The sequence below is a fragment of the Pirellulales bacterium genome, from assembly GCA_035939775.1.
In the GTDB taxonomy this organism is placed as follows: domain Bacteria; phylum Planctomycetota; class Planctomycetia; order Pirellulales; family DATAWG01; genus DASZFO01.
Window position 1 is genome coordinate 1 of the sequence record DASZFO010000100.1, and the last position, 22193, is coordinate 22193.

7 protein-coding genes are annotated in these 22193 nt (G+C 61.7%); 2 read left to right on the forward strand and 5 right to left on the reverse strand.

The features are described 5' to 3' along the window. Both VGY55_05995 and VGY55_06000 read left to right on the forward strand, forming a co-directional pair. Positions 1 to 1002 (forward strand): HAMP domain-containing sensor histidine kinase (locus tag VGY55_05995; GenBank protein ID HEV2969525.1); only part of this gene is annotated, 1002 nt, incomplete at its 5' end. Between the two features lie 63 nt (positions 1003 to 1065). Beyond that, the gene (locus VGY55_06000) at positions 1066 to 2454 is read left to right on the forward strand and encodes a sigma-54 dependent transcriptional regulator (GenBank protein ID HEV2969526.1); all 1389 of its coding nucleotides are present in this window, start codon (positions 1066 to 1068) and stop codon (positions 2452 to 2454) included. A gap of 443 nt (positions 2455 to 2897) precedes the next feature. On the opposite strand, the gene VGY55_06005 is transcribed toward VGY55_06000, so the two are convergent. The 5 genes from VGY55_06005 to VGY55_06025 form a co-directional block, all read right to left on the reverse strand. Beyond that, complete coding sequence (locus tag VGY55_06005) at positions 2898 to 3311, reverse strand: ribosomal protein L7/L12 (protein HEV2969527.1); 414 nt, start codon at positions 3309 to 3311, stop codon at positions 2898 to 2900. Between the two features lie 115 nt (positions 3312 to 3426). After that, positions 3427 to 4092 carry a transposase gene (locus tag VGY55_06010; protein ID HEV2969528.1) on the reverse strand — a complete coding sequence of 222 codons (666 nt, stop codon included), beginning with the start codon at positions 4090 to 4092 and terminating at the stop codon, positions 3427 to 3429. Positions 4093 to 4146: 54 nt separating this feature from the next. Continuing rightward, entirely contained in the window at positions 4147 to 4506 is a 360-nt protein-coding gene (locus VGY55_06015; GenBank protein ID HEV2969529.1) for a hypothetical protein, read from the reverse strand. Then, the gene (locus VGY55_06020; protein ID HEV2969530.1) at positions 4503 to 5330 is read right to left on the reverse strand and encodes a hypothetical protein; all 828 of its coding nucleotides are present in this window, start codon (positions 5328 to 5330) and stop codon (positions 4503 to 4505) included. Before VGY55_06020 ends, VGY55_06015 begins: the two co-directional genes overlap by 4 nt. Beyond that, a complete protein-coding gene (locus VGY55_06025) occupies positions 5327 to 21955 on the reverse strand; it encodes an autotransporter-associated beta strand repeat-containing protein (protein ID HEV2969531.1) in 16629 nt (5542 codons plus the stop codon). Before VGY55_06025 ends, VGY55_06020 begins: the two co-directional genes overlap by 4 nt. Positions 21956 to 22193: the final 238 nt, after the last annotated feature.

Sequence of the window (22193 nt, forward strand, 5' to 3'; positions counted from 1 at the left end):
CGCGAACTGACCGAGAAAACGCGGCGAGTTGCTGCCGGAGATCTTGACGGCCCAGTGAATCTCCGTTCGCACGATGAATTGGCCGAACTGGGCGAGAGCCTGAATCAGATGTGTTCGCGGCTCGCCGATTCACAAAACAAGATTCGCGAGGAGACCGCAGCGCGGATCGCCGCGATCGAGCAACTCCGACATACCGATCGGCTCAATACGGTCGGCCGTTTGGCGGCGGGGATCGCCCACGAACTCGGCACGCCGCTCAATGTTGTCGCGGGACGCGCCGGCTTGATCCTGTCCGGGCGTCTTGCTCCGGATGAAATCGGCGTGAGTGCCGCCGCAATCAAAACCGAAGCGGACAGGATGACTAAGATCATCCGCCAGCTCCTCGATTTCGCCCGCGCCGGCACTCCGCGCAAGGCCACGGTCGATTTGCGTTCGGTCGCGACGCAAACGGTCGACCTGCTGCGCGGGCTCGCGGAGGAGCGAAAGGTCCAACTCTGCGTTGCGGCGAGCGGCGAGCCGGCGGTGGCTGCGGTCGATGCCGAACAGATTCAACAAGTGCTGACGAACCTCGTTGTGAACGCGATCCAGGCGATGCCCGATGGTGGCGAGGTCGAGATCGGCATTGGTCGCCGCGCCGCTAGTGTTCTTGAGGAAGTGCACGGGGGACTGTCCCCGACGTCTCCCTCTCCCTTGACGGGAGAGGGCCGGGGTGAGGGCGTCGCGGAAAAAAAGGGGACTGTCCCCTTCGCGGCGCGCGGTTCTCGGCCCGGTGAATACTACTGCATTAAAGTCCGCGATTCGGGGGTCGGCATCTCGCCGGAGCATCGCCAACATCTCTTCGAGCCGTTTTTCACCACCAAGGGCGTCGGCGAGGGGACCGGCCTCGGGCTATCCATCGCCTATGGCATCGTGCGCGAGCATGGAGGATGGATCGATGTGTCCAGCGAGCCGGGCAAAGGAAGCTGCTTCAGCGTATACTTGCCCGCGGAGACGGAATTGTGAAGCTGATCCGAAAACCGCCGGGGACTGTCCCCTTCTCCCAGGCGGTTTTGTGAGGGGTTCTCAATGCTGATCGACGCAATGAAACCGAAGGTTCTGATCGTTGACGACGAGCGGAGCATGTGCGATCTGTTGGAGGCGGATTTGCGGCTCCGCGACTTCGTACCCGTGTGCTTCACGTCGGCGGCGGAAGGCTTTGCAGCTTTCGAGGGCGAAGATTTCGACGTCGTGCTTACCGATCTCAAGATGCCGGGAATGGACGGCATCGAGTTCTGCTCGCGGCTCGTGGCCAACCGGCCCGATATTCCAGTCGTGGTGATGACGGCGTTCGGCAGCCTCGAGACGGCCATTGCGGCAATCCGCGCCGGCGCATACGACTTTGTCACGAAGCCAGTCGAGATGGAATTGCTGGGCGTGATCCTCCGCCGGGCGGTCGAGCGGCGGCGGCTTCAGGAGCAGGTCCGCTCGCTCAGCGAGGCCGTCGCCCGCACGTCGCGCTTCGAGGAGCTGCTCGGCGAGAGCCCGGCGATGGCCAAGCTGTACGATCAGTTGTCGCGGATCGCCGATTCTGAGGCGTCTGTGCTGATCACTGGCGAGAGCGGCACCGGCAAGGAATTGGTTGCTCGCGCCTTGCACCAACGCAGCCGGCGAAACGAAAAACCGTTCGTCGCGGTGAATTGTGCGGCCATGCCCGACGCGCTTCTGGAAAGCGAGCTGTTCGGACACATCAAAGGGGCGTTCACCGACGCCCGCAGCGATCGCAAGGGATTATTCGTGCAGGCCGAGGGAGGCACGCTGCTGTTGGACGAGATCGGCGAAATGCCACTCTCGATGCAGGCGAAGCTGCTGCGGGCGCTCGAGGAGAACAAGGTCCGCCCGGTCGGCGGCGAGCGCGAGGTCGCGTTCGACGCGCGGATTCTGGCGGCGACGAATCGCGATTTGGAGACGGCCATCGAAGAAGGCCGCTTCCGCCAGGACCTGTTCTTCCGCATCAACGTGATTCAGATCGAAGTCGCGCCGCTTCGCTCGCGCGGGGCCGACATTCTGCTCCTCGCCCAACATTTCATCGAGCATTTCGCCGCGCGCGGCAAAAAGGACGTCCTCGGCATCTCCGAACCGGTCGCCGACAAGTTGCTCGGCTACTCGTGGCCCGGAAATATCCGCGAGCTGCGAAACGTCGTCGAGCGCGCGGTCGCGCTCACTCGGCGCGACAAGCTCACGCTCGACGATTTGCCAGAGAAGATTCGCGACTATCGCAGCTCGCAAGTGCTGATCGGCGGCCCCGATCCGGGCGAACTCGTGCCGCTGGAAGAACTCGAGCGCCGCTACATCCTCCACGTCCTGCACTGCCTCGGCGACAATCGCACCCTCGCCGCCCGCACCCTCGGCCTCGACCGCAAAACTCTCTATCGCAAGCTGCGGCAATTTGGGATGCTCAGCGAGGAAGCAAACTAAGGTTGTGGCACATGTCTTTTGACCGAGAGCGGCCCGCGCGGTGATCGCGACTATCGTTTTGGCTTCGGCGCCAGGCGGCGCTCCAAGCAGCGGGGGCAGAGCGGGCCGATCTTGGCGGCGCGGTGTCGCGCCCTATGGCGAGATAGTTTGCCCTCGGGGGATGGCAAGAAGCTGAGATCAAACAGCGAGGCCGCGGCCTGCGAATCATCGATCTCGGTTCCGCATGACTTGCAATTGGGCATAATCGCCGAGAAGCAGGTTCAAAACCGCCGGCTACGGTCTGCTTATTACGCCGGCGGTGGAGCGAATTTCAATGTCCGGAATCGGAGTCGGCAGCGGTGGCGAGCGGATGGTGGCGAGGCATCGCTCATCATCGCAAATATACCTTGCAAATCGCCTTGGCGAACGATGTGGCCGAATTCCGTGCAATTTCGCGGCGGTTTTCACCGCGGCGTCAAGAACAGCCAATACAAGCCGATCATCCAGGCGAAGAGGAGCAGGCCCAAGCAACCGGATCGTGACGGGGCGACGATCCCGCGATTTGCGGCAACGGCCTCGACGGCTTCTTTCGCTTCCTTAAGTCCGGCGCCGGTTCGCTCGCGATAGACTTTGATCGCCGCGATTTTTCGCCCTTGCTCCAACAGCGAAACGATTTCTTGCTCAAAGTCCGACTCGCCGCTTGCATCTGCCGGCCGCGGCGCGCCCCGCGCCAACTTCTCGATCAGCTCGTCGATCACACTCTTAGCCTCGGCCAGCCCGACCCCGGTCGCTTCCCTGTACCGCTTGATCGCCTCGATCTTTCGCCCTGCCGCGAGGAGATCGCGTAAGTCGGCAGCAAGGTTCGCGTCATCAGCCATTTCCGATTTTCCTCGATCGAGAATACGCCCGTGAAATAAAGGGGACAGGCGCATATATTGGAGTATATGCGTGATATGGCAATGGATCTGGGAGAGGAAAAGGGGATAGGTCCAATTATTTCAACTTAGCCGATGTCGCTTTGTCCGTGCGAGGTCGGCCTCGGGGCTGCAAGGTGAATTCCAGCCCGAGTCGTTTCGCGGTGCGAGTCTGCCACTTCTCGGCGCCGAACGGGCGGCCGCGGCTGACCGACAGCTGAATCGCTTCCAACTCGCGTTCGGTTTGAGGCTCGTTGACCCATGCCAGCCAATCCTTCGGCTCGGCCAACGGCCATTTCGATAGTTCCGGTGGCTCAACCACGGTTTGCTGCCCGATCCGCTGCACGAGGCTTCCCCACCGCCATCGCTCCGCCTTCTTCACGAGGTTGGCGCGCAGGGCGTTCCGCTCAATATAGCGGACGACCGTGTAGAAATGGTCGCCCTCTTGAACGGGAAACGACTTGTACGTGCCTTGATGCAAATGCCCGCGTCCTACGCTGTGACGATTCAGATGCCAGCGACGGACATGCGTTCTGGTCAAATGCTGCTTGAAGGTCGCCAGTTCGCCGTCCGCAATCGGCGAGAGGAGCAAATGCCAATGATTGGGCATCAAGCAGTAAGCGAGGACCCGCATCGCAATCCGCTGCTGCGTCGTGCGCAGCACTCGCAAAAAGGCCTCGTAGTCGCCATTGTCTTCGAAGATTTCACGCCGATCGTTGCCCCGATTCAAGAAATGAAAAACCATTCCGCCCGGGGCAATTCTCGCGGCTCTTAGCATCCCAAAACCGATCGCGTCCCGTCAACAATGGGACTTATCCCCTTTTCCTCGAGTGGTGCTCGCGCTCGTCGAGCCGCTGGCCGTCCGGTTGCCGTTGAAATCGTAGGAAAAGCTTTCGCCGGTCAGGCTGGCGCTCGTGTCCGGGCTGCCGTCGACGTTGTACGTGAAGTTCACGCTCTTGCTCGTGATCCCGCTCGCGCCGTAGCCCGAAGTGTTCTGCTGGGCGATCTGCGTCACGTCCCCCACCGCGTCATAGAGATAGCTGGTTGTCCCGCGCAGGCTGCTCAAGCTCGACAGGTCCGACTTGTCGCTCACGCTCGCCACCGTCCCGTCCGCGTTATACGTGTAGTGCAATTGCGAAAGCATGAACGACATATTCATTGCTGTCGGACCAAAACGCCTTGCGACTCCAAGAGTTCCTCGGCGACGGGAAATTCGGCATCAGACAGTTCCCAGAGCCAAAGCGAACTATCGAGCTTCGAGAGCTTTCCGATGCGTTGCGGCAGGAAATCAGCTTTCTGCAAATGGGCTTCGGAAAGAATGCTCACAGGATACGCGCCGCGGAATAAACCCGTCAAATGGCGATCCTTCCCGCCGATCTCATCCTGCCAAAGGCGATCGGCGCTCTTCCGATACGTGCCAGCGCGGCGCGCTCTTGCCTCCTCTTTGAACGATTCGAGCGTTACCGCCTCACCGCCCATGGCATACCTGCTAGGGTGCTGCGAAAGCGGCATTTTGTACGCGAAACCATAACGCACTTCAGAAATACCTTCGGCGAGCGCACACGCGCGCCGAAGCAATTCGCGCGGATCGGGAATCAGTCCGTCGTCGATTCCAAAGTACAACATCGGGAAATTGAACGTCCCAACGCCAACGTCGGCGCGCCAATCGGATCGATCGCTAGAACCAGCGCGCGGCGAGTCGAATTTCAAGTACTCGACCTCGCCCATTCGCAATGCATGGACTAGCTCGCCCGCGCGCGCGCGCAATGCCTCGCCCCACAGGCTAATGTCATCGCCTCGTTCCGCCAGCACATAGCAATCGTCGTGCAAGAATCCGCCCCCGAATGCGGTAAACAGAATCGGCGACAGATTAAACTCGTTGAATGTTTCAATCGCGCGATCATAAAACCGCAACGGGATCGAGCTGCCTCGATCGCCGGCGAAGAACAATGCGGCGGACGTTGTGATTTGATCGTTGCTCATTCTGGTTGTGTGGCTCGCCAAATAAACTCTTTGGGATCGACCACATTGACCTCACCCCTCATTTCCGGCGGCAGTTGGCTTTGAGCCGTCTTGAGCTTTGTCACCAGTTCGTCGATAGTCTGCGACGGGCTTCTGAATTCGGCCATGTCGATTTGTCCGTCGGTCGTCAACCCCATGAAGTCCGGTTCGATGTTTGGCGAATGGCTGAGGCCCGAGAACTCGCCGAGCCTGATACTGCCCTGCGAGATTCGCTTATAATTGCCGGTCTCTTGCGCCGCCTCGGCGTACGTCCGCTGGAGCAACATGTGCTCCGGCGTCCGTGGCGTGTCGATGACGCCTTCGATCGGCGGATAGCTTGCATCCAACCGGGCGATACTTCTTGGCGCGGTCGGATACTCGAAGTTCGCAAACGGCGCTCCCGTGTCGAATTGGCCGATGACTGGGGTTGGCTCGGCAACGAAGTGAATCGAACTCAATTCCGCCGTTGCCGTGCGAGCCGCGTTCTCCACCTCCAGCGTTGCGTCTCCGGCGAGCGAATCTCCTGCGGTCAGAGCCGCGAGCGTCGCATTGAATAGGAACTCTCCCTTTCCTTCTTCCGTGCTCAACTGCTGGTTGAGTCCTTGCACAACTGCGTTGCCCGTGTCAATCGGGTGCAGGAGCGCGTTCGCGAAAGCGATGTCCGAGTCGATCGGGTGCAGCGCGTTTTGCAGCAGTCCTCCGGCCAGGTTCTTCGGGCCATCCCAGAAGTACCCCTTCAGCGTGCTGAGCATGTTCGAGCCATAGCCCGCGTAGGGCGTCGGGCCGCCCGACACCGGCGCTCCCGAGCCGCTCGACATCAGCATTGCCAGGGACTCCTCCGCGGTTGGCGCCTGCTCCATGCCGCCCCCAACATAGTTCGCCGCCCACGCCTGGACGCTCCCCGCGCTCACGGTCGGCTCCTGCGGCGCCGTCGGAACGTCCCGCGCCACATATTCGTTCTGCCAATCAATCGCTGCCTGCGCGCCGGTGTCGGTGAAGGAATAGGGATTGAAGGCGGGCGAGCTGGCCAGGTCGTAGCCGGTCGTGGGAACGTTGATGGATTGGGCGCAGGCGCCGGTCGGGTCCGTGGCGTTGCCCGGATTGTCGCCGACGTAGGCGTAGGGTTCGCTGCCGCCGAGGCCAGATTGATCGACGCTGAGCCAGGTCGCCGAGAGAGGATCGTAAATGCGCGATTCGGATTGGTAAAGCCCCGTCGATTGGTCGTAGCGCATGCCCCCTTCGCCAACCGAGAATGCGGCGAGGATGCTCGTGCTGCCGGTCGGCGCGCCGTAGCTCGTGAACTTGATGTGCCCGCCGCTCACCAGCGAGCCGCTGCCGTTCACGACGTCGCGCGGGGTGCCTTCGTTGTCGGCCAGGCCCCACAGCACGCTGCCGCTCGTGCCCAGGTCGTCGTCCGTGGCCAGGATTTCATCCACGGCCAACGCATACAACTCCCGCTGCGAGATTTTCGGGGTCGTGCTCGTGCCCGCGCCGGCCAGCTTGTTCGCATCGCTGACTTGCAGATACGGATTCGCGCCGTCGTAGACCGTGTAAACCGCCGGCTGGCTCGTTTCATAGCGGGCGATCTGCCGATTCGCAGAGTCATAGCCGTAGCTCACGGTGTCGGTGACGGCCCCCGCGCTCGTCTCGGCGGTGACGCTCGTCAGCCGGTCGCGATTGTCCCAAGCGTAGACGGTGATCGTGCCGTCGGAGAGCTTCGTGCGCTTCGTCCGATTTCCTTCGGCGTCGTATTGATACGTGTACGTGCCATCGAACGTGAGTCGGTTCGCCGCGCTGGTGCTCGCGCCCGTAGAGCCGCTGGCCGTGCGGTTGCCGTTGGAATCGTAGGAAAAACTTTCGCCGGTCAGGCTGGCGCTCGTCAGCTCGTTGGCGTTGTCGAAAGCGTAGTTCGCCGTGCCGTCGAATGAGGTCTGTTGCGTGACGTTGCCGGCCGCGTCGTATTGGAATGCATAGCTGTGCGTCGCGCCAAAGACCTGCTGCAAATTGGTGAGCCGCCCGTCGCCGTCGTACCCCGAGCCGGCCCCGCCGGAGGTTGTGCGATACTTCGTGGTCGCGGCCAAGGTGTTCGAAGTGCCGTCGTAGCGCGCGATCGTGTCCAAGCTGCCGTCGGCGTTGTAGGTGAAGTTCACCGTCTTCGGCGTGATTCCGCTCGCGCTATAGCCGCTCGTGTTCTGCTGGGCGATCTGCGTCACGTCCCCCACCGCGTCGTAGAGATAGCTGGTCGTCCCGCTCTTCGCGCTCAAGCTCGACAGGTCTGACTTATCCGTCACGCTCTTCGTCGTGCCGTCGGCATTATAGCTATAGTCCAACTCCTCCAGCGCCTTCGGCACGGCCGCGGTCACGACGCCGCCCGACGTGGTCGGCGGGTACTGCGCCACAAGATCCCCCGGCGCCATCCGCACCGAGGCGACCCGGCCGTCGAGATCATAAGCATACTGATAATTGGCCGCGTTCGAAGCGTTTTGCGTGTCGGTCTCGGTGATGCCGGTGACCTGCCCCGCCGCGTCGTACCAGGTGCGGATCGTGTGGAAAGCGCTCGTGGCGGCGGCGGTCGTGAACCAATCCTCCTCGATCTGCCGATTCAGCTTGTCATAGCCGTAAGTCGTTTTCCGGCCATCGGCGTCGATCTTCTGCGTCAAGTTGCCATCGGCGTCGTAGGAGAGCAGCGTCGAGACGGGGGCCGTTTGGGTCACGCCGGCCGGCGTGGTGTAGACCACCGCCTCGGTCTGGCTCGTCTCGCGATTCAAGTGATCGTAGCTGAAAGTCGTCGTATTGCCGGCCGGATCGGTCACGCTCGTGACGTTCCCCAGCGCGTCGTACGCGGTCGTCGTCCTCCCCACGGTGCTGGTGGGAAACACTCGTGGATCGGCCCCCAGCGCGCTGACGGAAACGGTCCGGCGGTTCAACCCGTCGTACACGCTGTACGTCGTGTGCTTGTCCGGATCGGTCATCGAGAGCACGTTGCCATCCGCGTCGTAGGTCCAGGAGGTCGTGGGGCGAGCGGCGCCGGATTGCGGGGCCGGGTCGATTTCGCTCAACTGTCGGCCCAGATTGTCGTAAGTGACTTGCGTGGTCCGGTTAAGCTGGTCGGTGGCGGTCGACACCCGCCCCAGCTCGTCGTACGCCGTCGCCGTGCTGCCCAGCGCGTCGGTCACGCTCACGGGCAGGTTCCAGCCATCATAGGCCGTGTCGGTCTCGTGCTGCAACGGATCGACCGCGGCCGTGACGTTGCCATCCAGATCGTAAGACCAAGTCGTCGTGGGATTCGTTTGGCTGGAAGCCGGGCCGGAGAACTGAGCGGGGGCCGGAGCGATCTCCTTGACCTTGCGGTTCAGGGCCTCGTACTGGAACTGGGTCGTTCGCCCCAGCGGATCCGTCACGCCCAGCACATTCCCGACCGCGTCGTAGAGCTTCGTGGTCATCTGGCTGGCGTCGGTCGGCCCGCTCCCCAAGGCATCGACCACCTGGGTCTGCTCCCCTTCGAGGTTGTAGCCGAAGTAGGTATTGTTGCCCAACGGATCGGTCGTTTGACTCAACTCGCCGGTCTGGTTGTAGGTCAAGACGGTCTGGGGTCTGGGGGCTGGCGACTGGGAGTTGGGAAGGAACCCGGGACTGGGGTCGATCTCCTTCACCTTCCGGTTCAGATTGTCGTAAACGTATGTCGTCGTGAAAAAGTGGTTCGTGTCGTTCGTGGGGGAGTTTGCATCGAGATAACCGCTCGGATTCTGATCGATGTACGGTTGATGGTTGTTCGGATACGCCGCGTTGACGACGTACTGCAAATTGCCGTTGTTGTCGTAAAAGAACTGCGTGGCCAGATCGTCGCTCGCTGAATCCACGAGGACATTGATCTCGGCCGTCTTGCGGTTTGCCTGGTCATAGACGTAATTTGTCTCGTGACCGAGCGGGTCGGTCACTGTAAGCACGTTGCGATTGTCGTCATACGTGTACACGGTGGTCGGCCGAGCCGCTCCGCTGCTCGGCGCCGGCTGGATCACGGCGACGACTTCGCCGAGATGGTTGTAGTCGGTCTCGGTCGTGTGGGCCGTGTCGGTAGAGCCGCTCCCCAGCGCATCGGTCACGAACATCTTGTCGTTCGCGTCGTCGTACTTCGTCACTGTCGTGGCGGCGGTGAGCGGCCCGCTCCCGTCCGGGTCGGGCAGAATCGTCTTGAGGTTGCGGCCCAGCGCGTCATAAGTGAACTGCGTCGTGTTTCCGTTCGGATCGGTCGTGGCGACGACGCGCGAGCCGCCGTCGTATCGCCAGGCGGAGATCGGGGTCGTCGTCGAGAGACCGGACCCAACAGTGCCGCCCGCCGCGACCAGTGGCACGGGATCGATCTCGGCAATCTTCCGGTCTCGCGAATCATAAACATACTGCGTCACTCGGCCGAGCGCGTCGGTCGAATAGATCAGGTTCCCGGCCGGATCGAACTCGGCGGTCGTGTAGGTGCCGTCGGGATTAACCGACTTGACGGTGCGATTCAGACCGTCGTACGAGGCCGTCGTGGTCCGCAACGAAGTCGCCGGCGCCGACGCCGTGGCAAGCATGGTTTGCGTGAGATTTCCGTTGGCGTCGTAGGTGAAGTTTGTCTGCGGCTGGACCAGCGGACCGTTTGTGCCGAGGGCCGCGAGATTGTCCGGGTCCGGCTGCTGCTCGGCGATGAGGCGATCGAGCGGATCATAATTCGGATAATTCGTGACGTTCCCGTTGCCGTCGGTGCTGCTGGTGAGATTGCCGTGGCCGTCGAAGGCCCAGCTCCGCGTGATCGATAGCGACGGCGAGACTTGGGTTGTCGTCGAGGTCGTTTGCCCGGCGGAGTTATAGGCGTACGTCGTCGTATAGCTGCTGCCGTCGGTGGCCCCATGCGCGTCGGGCGCGGTGACCGTCAGCGGCTCTCCGCGGCTTGTCGAGGGATACGTGTAGGTCGTGTAATTGCCGATATAGTTCCAGGTCGCGGAATCGTTCGCATCTTCGATGGATTGATGGAGACTGCCGTCGGAGTTGTACGAGTAGCTGGTGACGTCTCCTCCGAAGGATGACGTGTTGACGACGAGCGGCTGGCCAAACGCCGTGGTTGTGCCGTTGGCGCCGGGAGCTGAATAGGCGGTCGTCGTCGTTCGGCCGAGCCGGTCGGTGAACGACGTCACGTTTTCCGGATAATTGGGATCGCCATGAACGAACGTCTCCGTCTGCCCATACTCGTCGGTGTCGGTCTGCTTCAGATCGTTCAACCAGGTGGCGGTCGTCGTCGTCTGATCTGGATTGAGCTGCTGGAGAACGTTTCCATCCTTGTCGTAATCGTACAACGTGGTTTGGTCGTTCTCATTCGTCGCCGCCGTGCGGTTGCGGAAGAGGTTGTACGAGAAGCTCTGCGAATTGCCCAGCGTGTCGGTCACTTGGAACCCGCGGCGGTTGGCGTAGTAAGTGAATTGCGTTTTGTTGCCGTTCGCATCGATGACGGATTGCAGCAGGTCGTGCAGCGCCGGCGAGGGACTCGCGGTCGTATCGAAGTAGGCGTACTGCGTGACGACGGCCGCTTCGCCGCTCGCCACCGGGGCGGTGACTGAGATCAGGCGGCCGGTCGAGGCGCTCGAGTCGTAACCGTACGTCCAGGTGCGCGGCGACGTCGGAATCGTGTAATCGGTGATCGACGTGACGTGGTTTCCGGTGTACGAAAAACTGAGATAGCGGCTCGTGTCGCTGGGATGCGACGGATCGATGGCCGTGACGGTGGAGATGGTCGCGCCGCTGCGGCTGATGTTCACGCCGTTGCCGTAGCGGTCCTTGATCTGGGTAACGTAATACGTCCCCGAGCCGCCGTTGCTGAACGTGATTGTCGCTCCGGTCTTGTCCGTCCAGGTGTAGGTTGACGTGCTTGTGTTGAAGCCAAGCGCGCCGAAGATCGTGTCCGGCGTGATGTAGCCGGCCGTGGGATTGCTGGGGTTGGCGGGCTTGAACGCCAATCGCATTCCCGTATCGGTGAACCAGACCATCGTGTTCGCCGGCTGGGGACCGTCGATTGTTGTAGAGGGCGCGAGCGTGTCGCTATACATGAATGACCAGCCGTCCCCCATGCCGCGGTCCGGCAGGGCGGTTTGTCCCTGAGCAGGCGTGTCGAACGAATCGTAATGCCGCGACATTCCCAGCGGCGCGCCGAGATTCGGGACGCTGACGTCCGTGGCGTCCTGGATCGCGTCGCCGTTGGCCGTATTGATCGGATCACCGACAACGGCCGTGTTCGCGCTCAGCGAGACGTTGTCGGCGCTCTTTTCGTCCCCCGCGCCAGCGCCGCCGTGCGGAGCATCCCACACGCCGTTGATCGCGCCGTCGATGACGAAGCCCTGCGTTAAGCCGGCGCTATTGACGAGCATGTAGCCAATTCCCGTCCAGGGCCCCTTTGGATTTGGGGTGCCATGGGTCCCGTTGCCGACGATCACCTCGTAGGTCGGCACCCGGGCAGTAAAGCCCGAGCTGACCGCTGCCTGAATGTCGGCGATGAGGTGGGCGTTATCGGCGTTGTTAACCCCGTAGTGCAGCTCGCCGTTTAGCGTGTTCGTATCGTCGTTCGATGAGGTGATGGTCAGGAAGGTATTCTGGGCGTTTTGCTGCTGTTCCAACTGGAACGCTTTGACGGTGGAGATGCTGTCGTAGTTGGTAAGCTCCTCCCAGATGAGTCCTTCCATCGACGAGTTTTGATACCCCATCAAGAGATCACGGTTCAGGTCCTGCGAGTGGTCGTCGTTGATGGAGATGCCGGCCCACGAGTTGCTCGGCACGTCGATGCCCATGCCCGTGGGAAGATAAGGGAACTGCAACGCCGAAGCCGCGGCCGGCTGAAGCACCCAATCGCTGGTCGCGAGCCCCGAGGCGACGAGATTGTAAAACGGCACGGCGCCCGTCAATCCGGCAATTTCACTTTCCCCCGCGTCACATTGATTGAAATACTGGATCGCCGCCAATTGAAGCAGCCCGCCAATAAGGTGGTCCTTGTTCGCGGCGTTCTGATTGATCCACGTTGGCAGAGCGCTCTGGCTGTCAGCCTGGCTGATTTCCGCCGAGTTGACCGTCTGCCGGATGCTCGTCAGCATTTGCTGGGACGTCTGATTGGCGTCCAAGCCGACGGCCATATACTTGCCGCACGGACGGCTGTACACTTTGCTGTAAGATCCATTGGAGAAACTATATCCCGCGCTGGCAAAAGCATCGGCCGGCGCGCCTCCGGCGAATACCTGGACGATCACATTCATCGATTCCCCATAGCCCGCACGGTACCTTTGAGAACCGACGGAAAGTGAATTCGGGTCGGCCGCTCCATCCAGGTAAACATGCGGCACGAACCCGGTCGAGACCCACGACGTAACCGTGACCAAGTTGCCAAAAGAGTTGTACGTAGAAACAGTATTCCAATAGCCGGTGTCCGTGTATCCGACGGTAAGCCGCCGCAGGCTGATGTCCGCCAGGTTCTCGCGAGCCGTGGTGAGGGAAAGGGCGACTGGGTTTCCAACGGCGGCGCCGGTCGCATCCCCGGCGACCACCAACTGATTGGGTTGCGCGGGATCATATTTGACGATTTGAAATCCTTGCTCGCCGCTGCTCTCGCCGATGAACAGCAGCGATTGATTGACAAGCGTCGAATCAAACGCGGCCACGGTGCAGGTGATCGTCGTCGTGTGCGTCGATGCGTTGTATTGACTGACGCCGGAGACCGTGCAACCCGGCACTGGATCAGCGACGGCGATCTGAACGAAATACTGGTCCTGCGACGGGATAGCTGAATTCAATGTCTTGCTGGATTGACTCCAATGCGCCGAAGCGGCCGGCAACGAAGTAAAGACGTGTTGGCGGATCAATCCGGTATATGGCACATCGGCGATCGTCTGGGCCGCACCGCTGGACGCGAGGCTTTTCCGCACCTGGTTCTCGTAATACTCGGCCGCCGATTGTGTTTGCGGCGCCGCCAAATAGCCCGTCTGGTCGAACGCCGCGGAATTCAACATGTCGGGCAGGCCGGCTTGATAGTCGAATTGCTTCCACGTCGGATCGAGGACGACCGGATGGGCGCCGATCGTGCCTTCCAACCAGGTATGATCGAACGTCGCGTAGCTGGAAGACACCGTCGGATTGAGTCCCGCCAAGTTTAGCACGTTGTAAACGGCCGAGGAAGTCTGCACCCCCAGCCAGTTCTCGACCGCGCCAATCGGATCGGTCACCTGGCTCGTGGCATACTGCAAGCCGCTCGCGCCGGCGGCCGCCATGAGCTGGACCAAGAGCGAGTCGGTGTCCCAATCGTTACCGGCCCCGGTTTCCAGCACCGCCAACGGTCCTTTCATGGCGCCCCGGTACGGCTGGTACTGGATCGTATTGACGAGATACTGATAGATCTCGATCGGCAGCTTGTAGAACGCGCCGGCAAGGTCTTGGTAGACCGTGTTGACAGCCGATTGATAGCTAGCGCCGCTGGCCTGCGCGGCTGCGACAATCGAAGCGGCGTTCGCGACGATGGATTGCGGATTGTTCGGGGCGATATCGACGGTGAGCAGCTTGCCGGAAAGGTTGGAGTACCAAGGCGCGCTCGTGCTCGTGGAAAGAGGATTGCCGTAGACGAACAGGCTCGTGAGCGCCGGCTCGTTGGCCACGGACGTGGGCACAGAGGAGAAGTTGTTGTATCGCAAGTCGAGCGTTTGCAAGTGCGCGAACGTCGGCAGAGCGCTAACCGGGTTGCCGAGGACCGCGTCGGTGATCCCGCACCCTTGGAGCGTCAGGCTGGTCAATTGGGTGAGCTTCGAGAGCGGCGAGAGGTCTGGCAGACTTGCTCGCGTTGCATCCTGAGAGAAGTCGCTGGGCACGAGCGTGAGCGACTGGAGATTCGTTGCATTGGCGATCCCGTTGAGCGATGTGACATGGCTGCTGTCGACGGTGAGCGAGGTCAACTGCGCCCACTGGGCTGTCGTCGGGGTCGCGCTGGCGGACAGGCCGAGCGCCTGGTCGGCGGCCGCGACGATCGCCGCGTCCGGCGTGGTTGAAACGGAAGCCACGCTGAGCGTCACCGCGGTGTTCGACCGATTGAGCGTCAGCGTGTAGGGCTGGCCATTCAAGGTGCAGGAGTCCATGGTTTGCCCATCGAGAAACACGAAATTGCCGCCGCTGTTGAGACCGCTCGACGCCGTGATGAGAGTGTACGAGGAACTCACGCTGCTGCCGATGACGTTGACGTTGACTATGTTTGTGCCGCTGACGCTGGCGATGCCCGCGACGGCCAGTTTGTCGGCGCTGCTTGCGCCGACGTCAAAGGACAAATTGGCGCCGCCGAGCGTAAGGCCCGCGGCGGAGGTGGACGACTGCTGGACGCTGAACGTTCCCGTGGCGCCGTCACTCATGCAGAACGTCGATCCGAAATCGAGCGCGAGCGTGGCGCTGCCGGTGCTCGGATTGCCCGCGTAAATCGTTGTCGATCCGGTCTGGGCATCGAGCGTCCCACCGTATGCGACGTGGATCGCGGTGTTGCCGAGCGATGCGGCCGAGCCCATCGTCAGCGAGCCGCCGTTGTTGACGGTCGTTGCGCCGGAATAGGTGTCGTGGCTGTTGACCGTGAGCGAACCGTTGACGGCGACCGACAGCGCTCCGCCGCCGTCGGCCAAGGCGCCGGTGTTGAGGGTGTTGGTGCCGGCGAACGTGACCGTCGCGGCGCCGCTCCCCGAATTCATGCCGCCGGATACCGTCAGGTTGGAGATCGTTGCAGGGCCGCCCAACGTGATCAGGCCGCTGGCGGCGCTGCCGGCGCCAACCAGAGCGCCTCCGCCGCCGGCGCCGGTTCCAACGAGGCCGGTGATTTGATTGGCGAGTGTTACTGAGGGGCCCAAATCCAACTCTCCGCCGCTCAAGAGCGAAACGGCGCCGGTTCCAAGCGACGTGGAGCCGTTCGCGACGATTGTGCCCCAATTGCTTCCATACACAGTCGTTCCGCCGCTATACGTGTTTGCTCCGCTCAGGATGAGCTTCCCCGCGCCCTCCTTCCACACGCTGCCGGTGCCGCTGATCACGCCGGAATACGTCTCCGTCATACCAGCCGGAACGGCGAAGATCAGCGCCGCGCCGCTGGCAACGTATATGTTGCCGGCGACAGAGCCGACGTTGGCGGTCCCGTCGCCGATTTCCAAATAGCCGGCGCTGATTGTGACGCCGGCGGGGCAGTCGTTTGATCCTGTAAGTGTGAGGACTCCCCCGTTCGTCTTATTCATGACGGCGCTGCCGGCGAGGACGGAACCGATCGTATCGTCGGCCGTGGCCGGGACGTCGATGTTGGCGCTTGAGTTCGCCAGATTGATTTGTCCTCCTTGAATGTTGTAGTACGCGATCTGGAAGTAGATGTCAGCAGTCGTCACCTGCGAATCGACCGTGACCGTCCCCGCGCGATCCTTAAAATAAGCGGCTGCACCGACCGCGTTCTGCGGGTAAGTCTGCTCGGTGCCGTTATACTGCCAGAGCTGCGTCAAGGTTTGCCAATGACCAGTTCCGCCGAGACCATTGGTCAGACGGTTATTCGAGACGAGTCCGTCGGCGTCCCAATCCCACTCTTGCGACAGTTGGGCGCTGGCGGGTACAACAGTGCGAACCGTGCCGCCGCCGGTGGTCGTGGATTGTGCCACTGCCAGGAATGTCGGCGAGCCCGCGAGCGCGCTGGTGTCCACTCCCGTAAGCGTCCAGCCGCCGGGCCTGAAGCTGGAGCCGGAACCCGCGCCGCCGCCGCTGCCCGAGCTGGAGCCGGAGCCCCCGTCGAAGCCGCTGCCGGTCCCGGAGTAGATGGTGTCGATCTTGTCGGCCGGAACCGCCGCGCCGAGATAGAAATCGACTTGTTGCACGTCGCCCCAAGCCGCCACGTCGTCGGCTGTCAGGGTCACGTGTGTTGGATCATAGGGAACGGGCGTGATAATGAGCTGGCCGATGGTCACCGCGGTCGGCACGTTTCCTTCGGCGCTCGATTCGGCGGCCGTATCGAGGATGGTCACGCTCCCTTGATAAAAGAAATCCCCACCGCGCCAACCGACGCCGGAAGTGCCAATCGTGGCAACCCTGCCAGCATCGGATGAATCGACAGTCCCACGGAGCTTCGTGTCGCCGCGATAGGTGTATTTCACGAGCGTGTCGTACTGCGTCAGGTTGGAGAAGCCGTCCCACGAATTCCAGATCGCGCTCCCGCTGTGGTCACTATTGGCGTGAGAACCGTCGTCGTTGAGGATCACGCCAAGCGCCGTCATTCCCGTCGTCGGGTTTGATGAATCCGTCTTGTGCTGCTGATCGTAGGCGGCCGTGCTGCTGGTGATTCCGCGGCCGGTCCATGAATGATCGCTCGCCTGGCCGGACCGCACCATGTCGTTGACGTCGGAATAGTCGCTCGGCGCAGTCGTCTCGCTTTGATCTGGTGGGGCGACGATCAAATCGTTGTTCATCATGTCGAGCGTGCCGTAATACACCGTCGATCCCGGCGCCGCTTCGTTATTGTCGATCGAGATCGAGCCGAGCATGCTCGTGCGGGCCGTGTCATGGGCGACTGGCGTCTGATCACCGCGGATTTGCACCGAGCCGAACGAACTCGTGGTGCCGTGGATCGTGAGGATCGCTTGCCGAATGAAATCAGCCGTCAAACCGCTGCCCGCACTGACGGTCAAGGTGCCCGCGCCGTCGATCCCGCCGATTTTCTGGTTCGCGCCCGAGACGAGCAGCGTTCCGTCGTTCCACACAGCGACGCGATTATTCGCATCGGCAAGCATCGCGACGGAGCCGCCCAATTCCACGGTTGCTCCATGCGCGACGACTGCGCTCACTCCCACGCCGATCGACGGGCCGGTCGACGAGTCGTTCGGATCGGCTGCAAGGTGAAGAATTCCCGGCGCGTCGACCATAATCTGACTGAATCCGCTAAGCGTGGGAGCGGTGTCGATGTCCAACTCTCCTTCTTTGACATCGAGCGTGGCCGAGGAGTCGAGGGTCAAGCCGCCGAGCACGAGCGTCCCCGAGTCGGCCGTGGCCAGCGTCGCGCCTCCGCCGACCACAATATTGTCGGGCACAGAGCCGGTGTTGCTCGACCCATCACCCAATTGCAGCGTGCCGCCGCTGACGGTGGTGCCGCCGGTGTATGTATTGGCGTTCGTGAGATTCAATGTCCCTGCGCCGATCTTAGTCAGACTCCCGCTGCCGCTGATCACGCCTGAATATGTCGTTGCACCGCTTGGAACGTCAAAGATCAGCGTTCCGCCGTCAACGATATTGCTTGCCACATAGCCGACTGTCGAATCGTCACCAAATTGCAACGCGCCGCCGCTGATCGTGATGGCGCCGGCGGAATAGTTGGAACCCGTAAGAACCGTTGTACCCGTGCCGGCTTTCGTTAAGGCGACGGAGCCCGAGCCGTTATAGATATTTCCTCCGAAGGTCGTGGAGGACGAGTTGTCGGTTCCGACGGTTAACGTCGCAGGGGCTGAGGCCGAATTCGAAATTGACCCTGCGCTGCCTGCCAAATCGCCAAAGCTCGCGTTGTGGCCGTTCAAATCGAACGTGCCGCTGTTGAGAGTCACGCTCGATGAGACTTCAATCGACGTATTCAGTTGAAGCGTTCCAGATTCTATATCGAGGCTCTCGATCGGCGCGTTGCTATTGCCACCGAGGTTCACCGTGTCGTAGCCAGCATCGAGCGCAATCGTCAAATTGGCTTGGCTCATATTGCCGTCGAGCGTGATGCCGCCGCTCCCTGCAAACGTAAAGCTGCCCAAGATGGCTCCGCTGATCGTCACGGGAGCGCTACTGTTGATCAAGGTGCCATATCCGTCGATTGGCGACGCAAGATTTACGCCGTGGAGATCGAGCGTTCCTCCGCTGAGATGGATAGTCGTCGTTGAAGCCAGGGTCTGGTTCAACTGAAACGTGCCCCCGCCAACGTAGACTCCTGAAGGAACATCGATCTGCGAATTCAACTGCACGTGGCCATTGTCCACGTCGAGACCGCCCAGCGACGCAGTGCTGCCGCCGAGAGTCGAGATACTGGCTCCGTCGGCGGAGAAAGTAAGATTCGCTTGGCTGAGGTCGCCGTCGAACCCGATGTTTGCCGCGCTGCCTGCCACGGTGAAGCCGCCATAGACCGGCCCATGGATGTGAGCGGCGCTTCCGCTATTGGTCAGCGTGCCGTATCCGCTGATGGGCGAACTCAGATCAGCTCCGTTGAGATCCAGCGTGCCTCCCCGACAGTAGATCGAGGTATCGCTCGCTAAATGGCCGTTCAACTCGATCGTGCCGCCGTTGGCGCGCACGCCCGAGTTGACGCTTGTATTCATGTTGAAGGCAACGACGCCGGACTCAATGTCGAGACCGGCGATTTCATCGACTGTTGTGCCCGCGGGGAGCAATCCGCCGTTGATGTCCGCCTCTCCGTTTGAGATGACCGACAGATTGGCTTGATGAAGATCGCCGTCGAAGACGATATGGCCTTGCTCGACGGTGACCGAGCCGGCGACCGTGGCAGCCAAGTGCATGCTTGCGCCGCTGTTGATCAGCGTGCCGCTGCCTGTGATCGAGTCGGAGACGGAGATTCCTTGACCGGCGAGGTCAAGCGTCCCGCCATCCAAGCTCACGGTCATGTTGCTGCCGATCGCGTTGCTGCCGCCGAGCTTGAGCGTGCCTGAGACGACGGTGACGCCGTGCAACGTGCTTCCGACGCCGAGGAGCACCCTGTTGCTTGACTTGAACGTCAAGTTGGCGGAACTGAGGTTCCCATCGAGCGTGATGGCGTTGCTTCCGGCGACCATGCCGTTCCCAGATATTGGGCCGTCGACAATTGCGGTCGCGGTGTTGCTGTTTATGAGCGCGCCGCTGCTGGAACCGCTCGTCGGGAACGCTAGGGCGATCGTGGAGTCGAGGTGTTGGCCGTCCAGGTCCAAGGTTCCGTTGTCAGAAATGGTCGTGCCGTCGGCAATGGCTTGTGCGTTGGCGAGCGTGAGCGATCCCCCGTTGATCCAGGTGCCCCCGGTGTATGTATTGCTGCCGCTGAGGATTTCCGAGCCATTGATCTTCAAGGCCAGGGTTCGGCCCGAGCCGCCATTTTGCAGGGTTCCGCCGAATGTGCCGGAACCGTTGGAGGTCAATGCGATGTTCGTCGAACCAACGGAGTTGGTGACCGTTCCCGAACCGGAAAGCGCCCCGATCGTCTCGTTGTGGCCTGCCAAGTCAAGCGATGCCGCGGAGGCGACTGAAACCGCCGAATTCGCGCTCCACGCGCTATCGGTGCCGCCCTTGAGCGACCCAGCCGAGACGGTCGTCGCGCCGGCGTACGTGCTCGATCCCGACAAGGTCAACGCGCCGCTGCCCGTCTTGGTCAAGCTCCCGCTACCGCTGATTGCCCCTGAGAACGTTTGCGTCGAGGAATCGGCGAAGATCAGGGACCCGTTGTCTGCAATATCGCCGCCGACGGACCCATTGATCGAAGTCCCATCTCCCAGTTGCAGCGTTCCAGCGGTGATTGTCGTCACGCCGGTGTAAGAATTCGTGCCGAGCAGGGTCAGCGAGCCGCCGCCGGCGACCGTCAGCGTCGTGCTGCCACCAATGCTCGATGAACTGACGTCGGTAATGGTCAACGCGTGCGATGAGTCGTTTTGAAACAGGAGCGTCGATGGAGTAACGTTGCCCGACACGGTGACGCTCGTGCGCGTCGCGCGATTGTCGAAGATGACGGCGTCGCCGTCGCTGTATAGCACGTTCGCCGGCCCGCCGGAGGTTGAAGACCAGTTGGCCGTTGTCGTGTTCCAATTCGCCGAACCTGCAGTTCCGACCCAGTAAATCGCGCCGTTGGAGACGGTCAGTAATTCCACCGAGGCCGAGTTGGTCAGAGTCAGCGTGTAGGCTTGCCGATTAACAACGACGGTCTCGGAGGTTGCACCGTTAGAGAACACGAAACTGCCGCTAAGTCCTGAAGCGGCCGTGATGAGCTGATAGTTTTGGCCTACCGATAGGCTCGAGCCGAGCGGGGTGATGTTGATCGTGTTAGTCCCGCTGACGGCGGCCGCGCCGGTGGTTGCGAGCAAGTCGGCGTGAGTGCTATTTAGATCGAAATTGAACGTAGCGCCCGAGATTCCGAGCGATGTGCCCGAGAAACTAGATTGATGATTGAACTGGAACGTACCGGTGGCGCCGTCGTTCATGCTGAAGGTTGAACCGGCGTCGAGCGACAGCGTGGCCCCGGCCGTGCCGGTGCCGGTGCTGCCGGCGGAGATCGTGGCTGAGCCGGGATTGGCGGCAAGCGTCGCGCCGCCGGTTACCTCGATGGCCGTGTTGCCGAGCGAGGCATCGCCGGCTAGGACGAGGGAGCCCGTGCTGACGGTCGTCGGACCGTCGTAGACGTTCGCGCCGCTCAAGGTCGCCGTGCCCGCGCCGGACTTGGCGAGGCTCATGTGGCCGGCGTTGCTCGAGGTGATCGGGCCGGCACCGCCAACGAAGGTGTTGTTGCCCGAGGTCAGGGTGACGTTTCCGGAGGCATCGGCGTTGACGCCGAGCGCGATCGATTCCGCGGCGTTGTTGGTGAGATTGTAGCCGCTGCCGGAGCCGGTGATGCTGATGCCCGAGGGGGAATAGAGCGTGCCGCAGCCATAAAGCGTATTATTCCCGCCACCGGCGTTGAGGATGTTCGTGCCGCCTGCGTTGCCGTAGAGCGTGTTGGTTCCCGATTGCGCGTTGAGCGTGTTCAAGCCGCCGCCGTCCTTCAAGATGTTCGTCCCACCTCCATCATTCAAGATGTTCGTCGACGGACTGCCGTTAAGTGTGTTGGTTCCATGACTGCCGTTCAGCGTATTCGTGCCGGACCCGCCGTAGAGAACGTTGGTCCCACCGCCATCGTTGAGGACGTTGGTGTTGGAGCCGCCGTAAAGAGTTTCGTTCCCCGAGCCGCCGTTGAGCGTGTTGTAGCCGCCGCCGGTTCCCACTGACCCGCCTGACCCGTCTCCCGCGCCGTTGAGAATATCGGTCCCACTGCCACCGTTGAGTGTGTTCGTGCCCCCGCCGTCTACGAGCGTGTTCGAGCCAGTCGTGCCATCGAGGATATTAAATCCGGTCGCGCCAAAGAGGGTGTTCGTGCCGCCGCCGTCGATCAAGATGCCGTTGCCGTCCTGCGTAGAGCCGCTGGAGCCGTTTGGGTTGTAAACGTGGCCGGCACCGTGGGCATCGAGGACATTTTGCCCTGAAAGCCCGTCGAGCAAGAAGGTAATCCCAGCACCACCATCGTCGACGACAGCGTTTGCACCACAACCGGTCGGGTCATCGAGGACGAGTTCTATCGAGCCAAGCGAAGAGAAAGCTGAGGTGTCCACATAAAAGAAATTGCCACCGGACGAACTGTCTGCGCCAAATCCACTGCCCATTTCGAGCTTGATCGTCTGAACTGCCGATGCGGAAACAGTTTGGCCGTCCGAGGTCCCGGTTTGGGAGTTAACCGCAACAAGACCTAGCCCATCCTGGCCGACCGAGACACCAAACGAGTCGCCTCCGTAGCCTACGACGTATAAGCAGCTCGCGGCCGAATCGAACCAAAAAGATGCGACATCCATGCGCGGCTCAAGGAATTCGAAGCCGGCGGACCGATAGGGCGGGCGGCCGGAGCGCGTCGTTGGTCGCTTGCGGTGGGAGGAGCGGTGATTTCGATGCCGCGCGCGAACGGCGCGACGCTTCGACTTTTCATCGCCGCGCTCCTTCCGCCCAAGAGTCGCCAATACTTCTGCTACCGCCTCTTTCCACGCCCGTAGAGGAAGCTTCACGTTCGATCGCTCCTGGCCTTGAGAGCGGCAA

Bases quoted from the DNA above. Each gene is read 5' to 3' on its own strand.
- VGY55_06005 (HEV2969527.1), bottom strand. From the start codon at position 3,311: ATGGCTGATGACGCGAACCTTGCTGCCGACTTACGCGATCTCCTCGCG.
- VGY55_06010 (HEV2969528.1), bottom strand. From the start codon at position 4,092: ATGGTTTTTCATTTCTTGAATCGGGGCAACGATCGGCGTGAAATCTTC.
- VGY55_06025 (HEV2969531.1), bottom strand. From the start codon at position 21,955: ATGGATGTCGCATCTTTTTGGTTCGATTCGGCCGCGAGCTGCTTATAC.
- VGY55_06015 (HEV2969529.1), bottom strand. From the start codon at position 4,506: ATGAATATGTCGTTCATGCTTTCGCAATTGCACTACACGTATAACGCG.
- VGY55_06000 (HEV2969526.1), top strand. From the start codon at position 1,066: ATGCTGATCGACGCAATGAAACCGAAGGTTCTGATCGTTGACGACGAG.
- VGY55_06020 (HEV2969530.1), bottom strand. From the start codon at position 5,330: ATGAGCAACGATCAAATCACAACGTCCGCCGCATTGTTCTTCGCCGGC.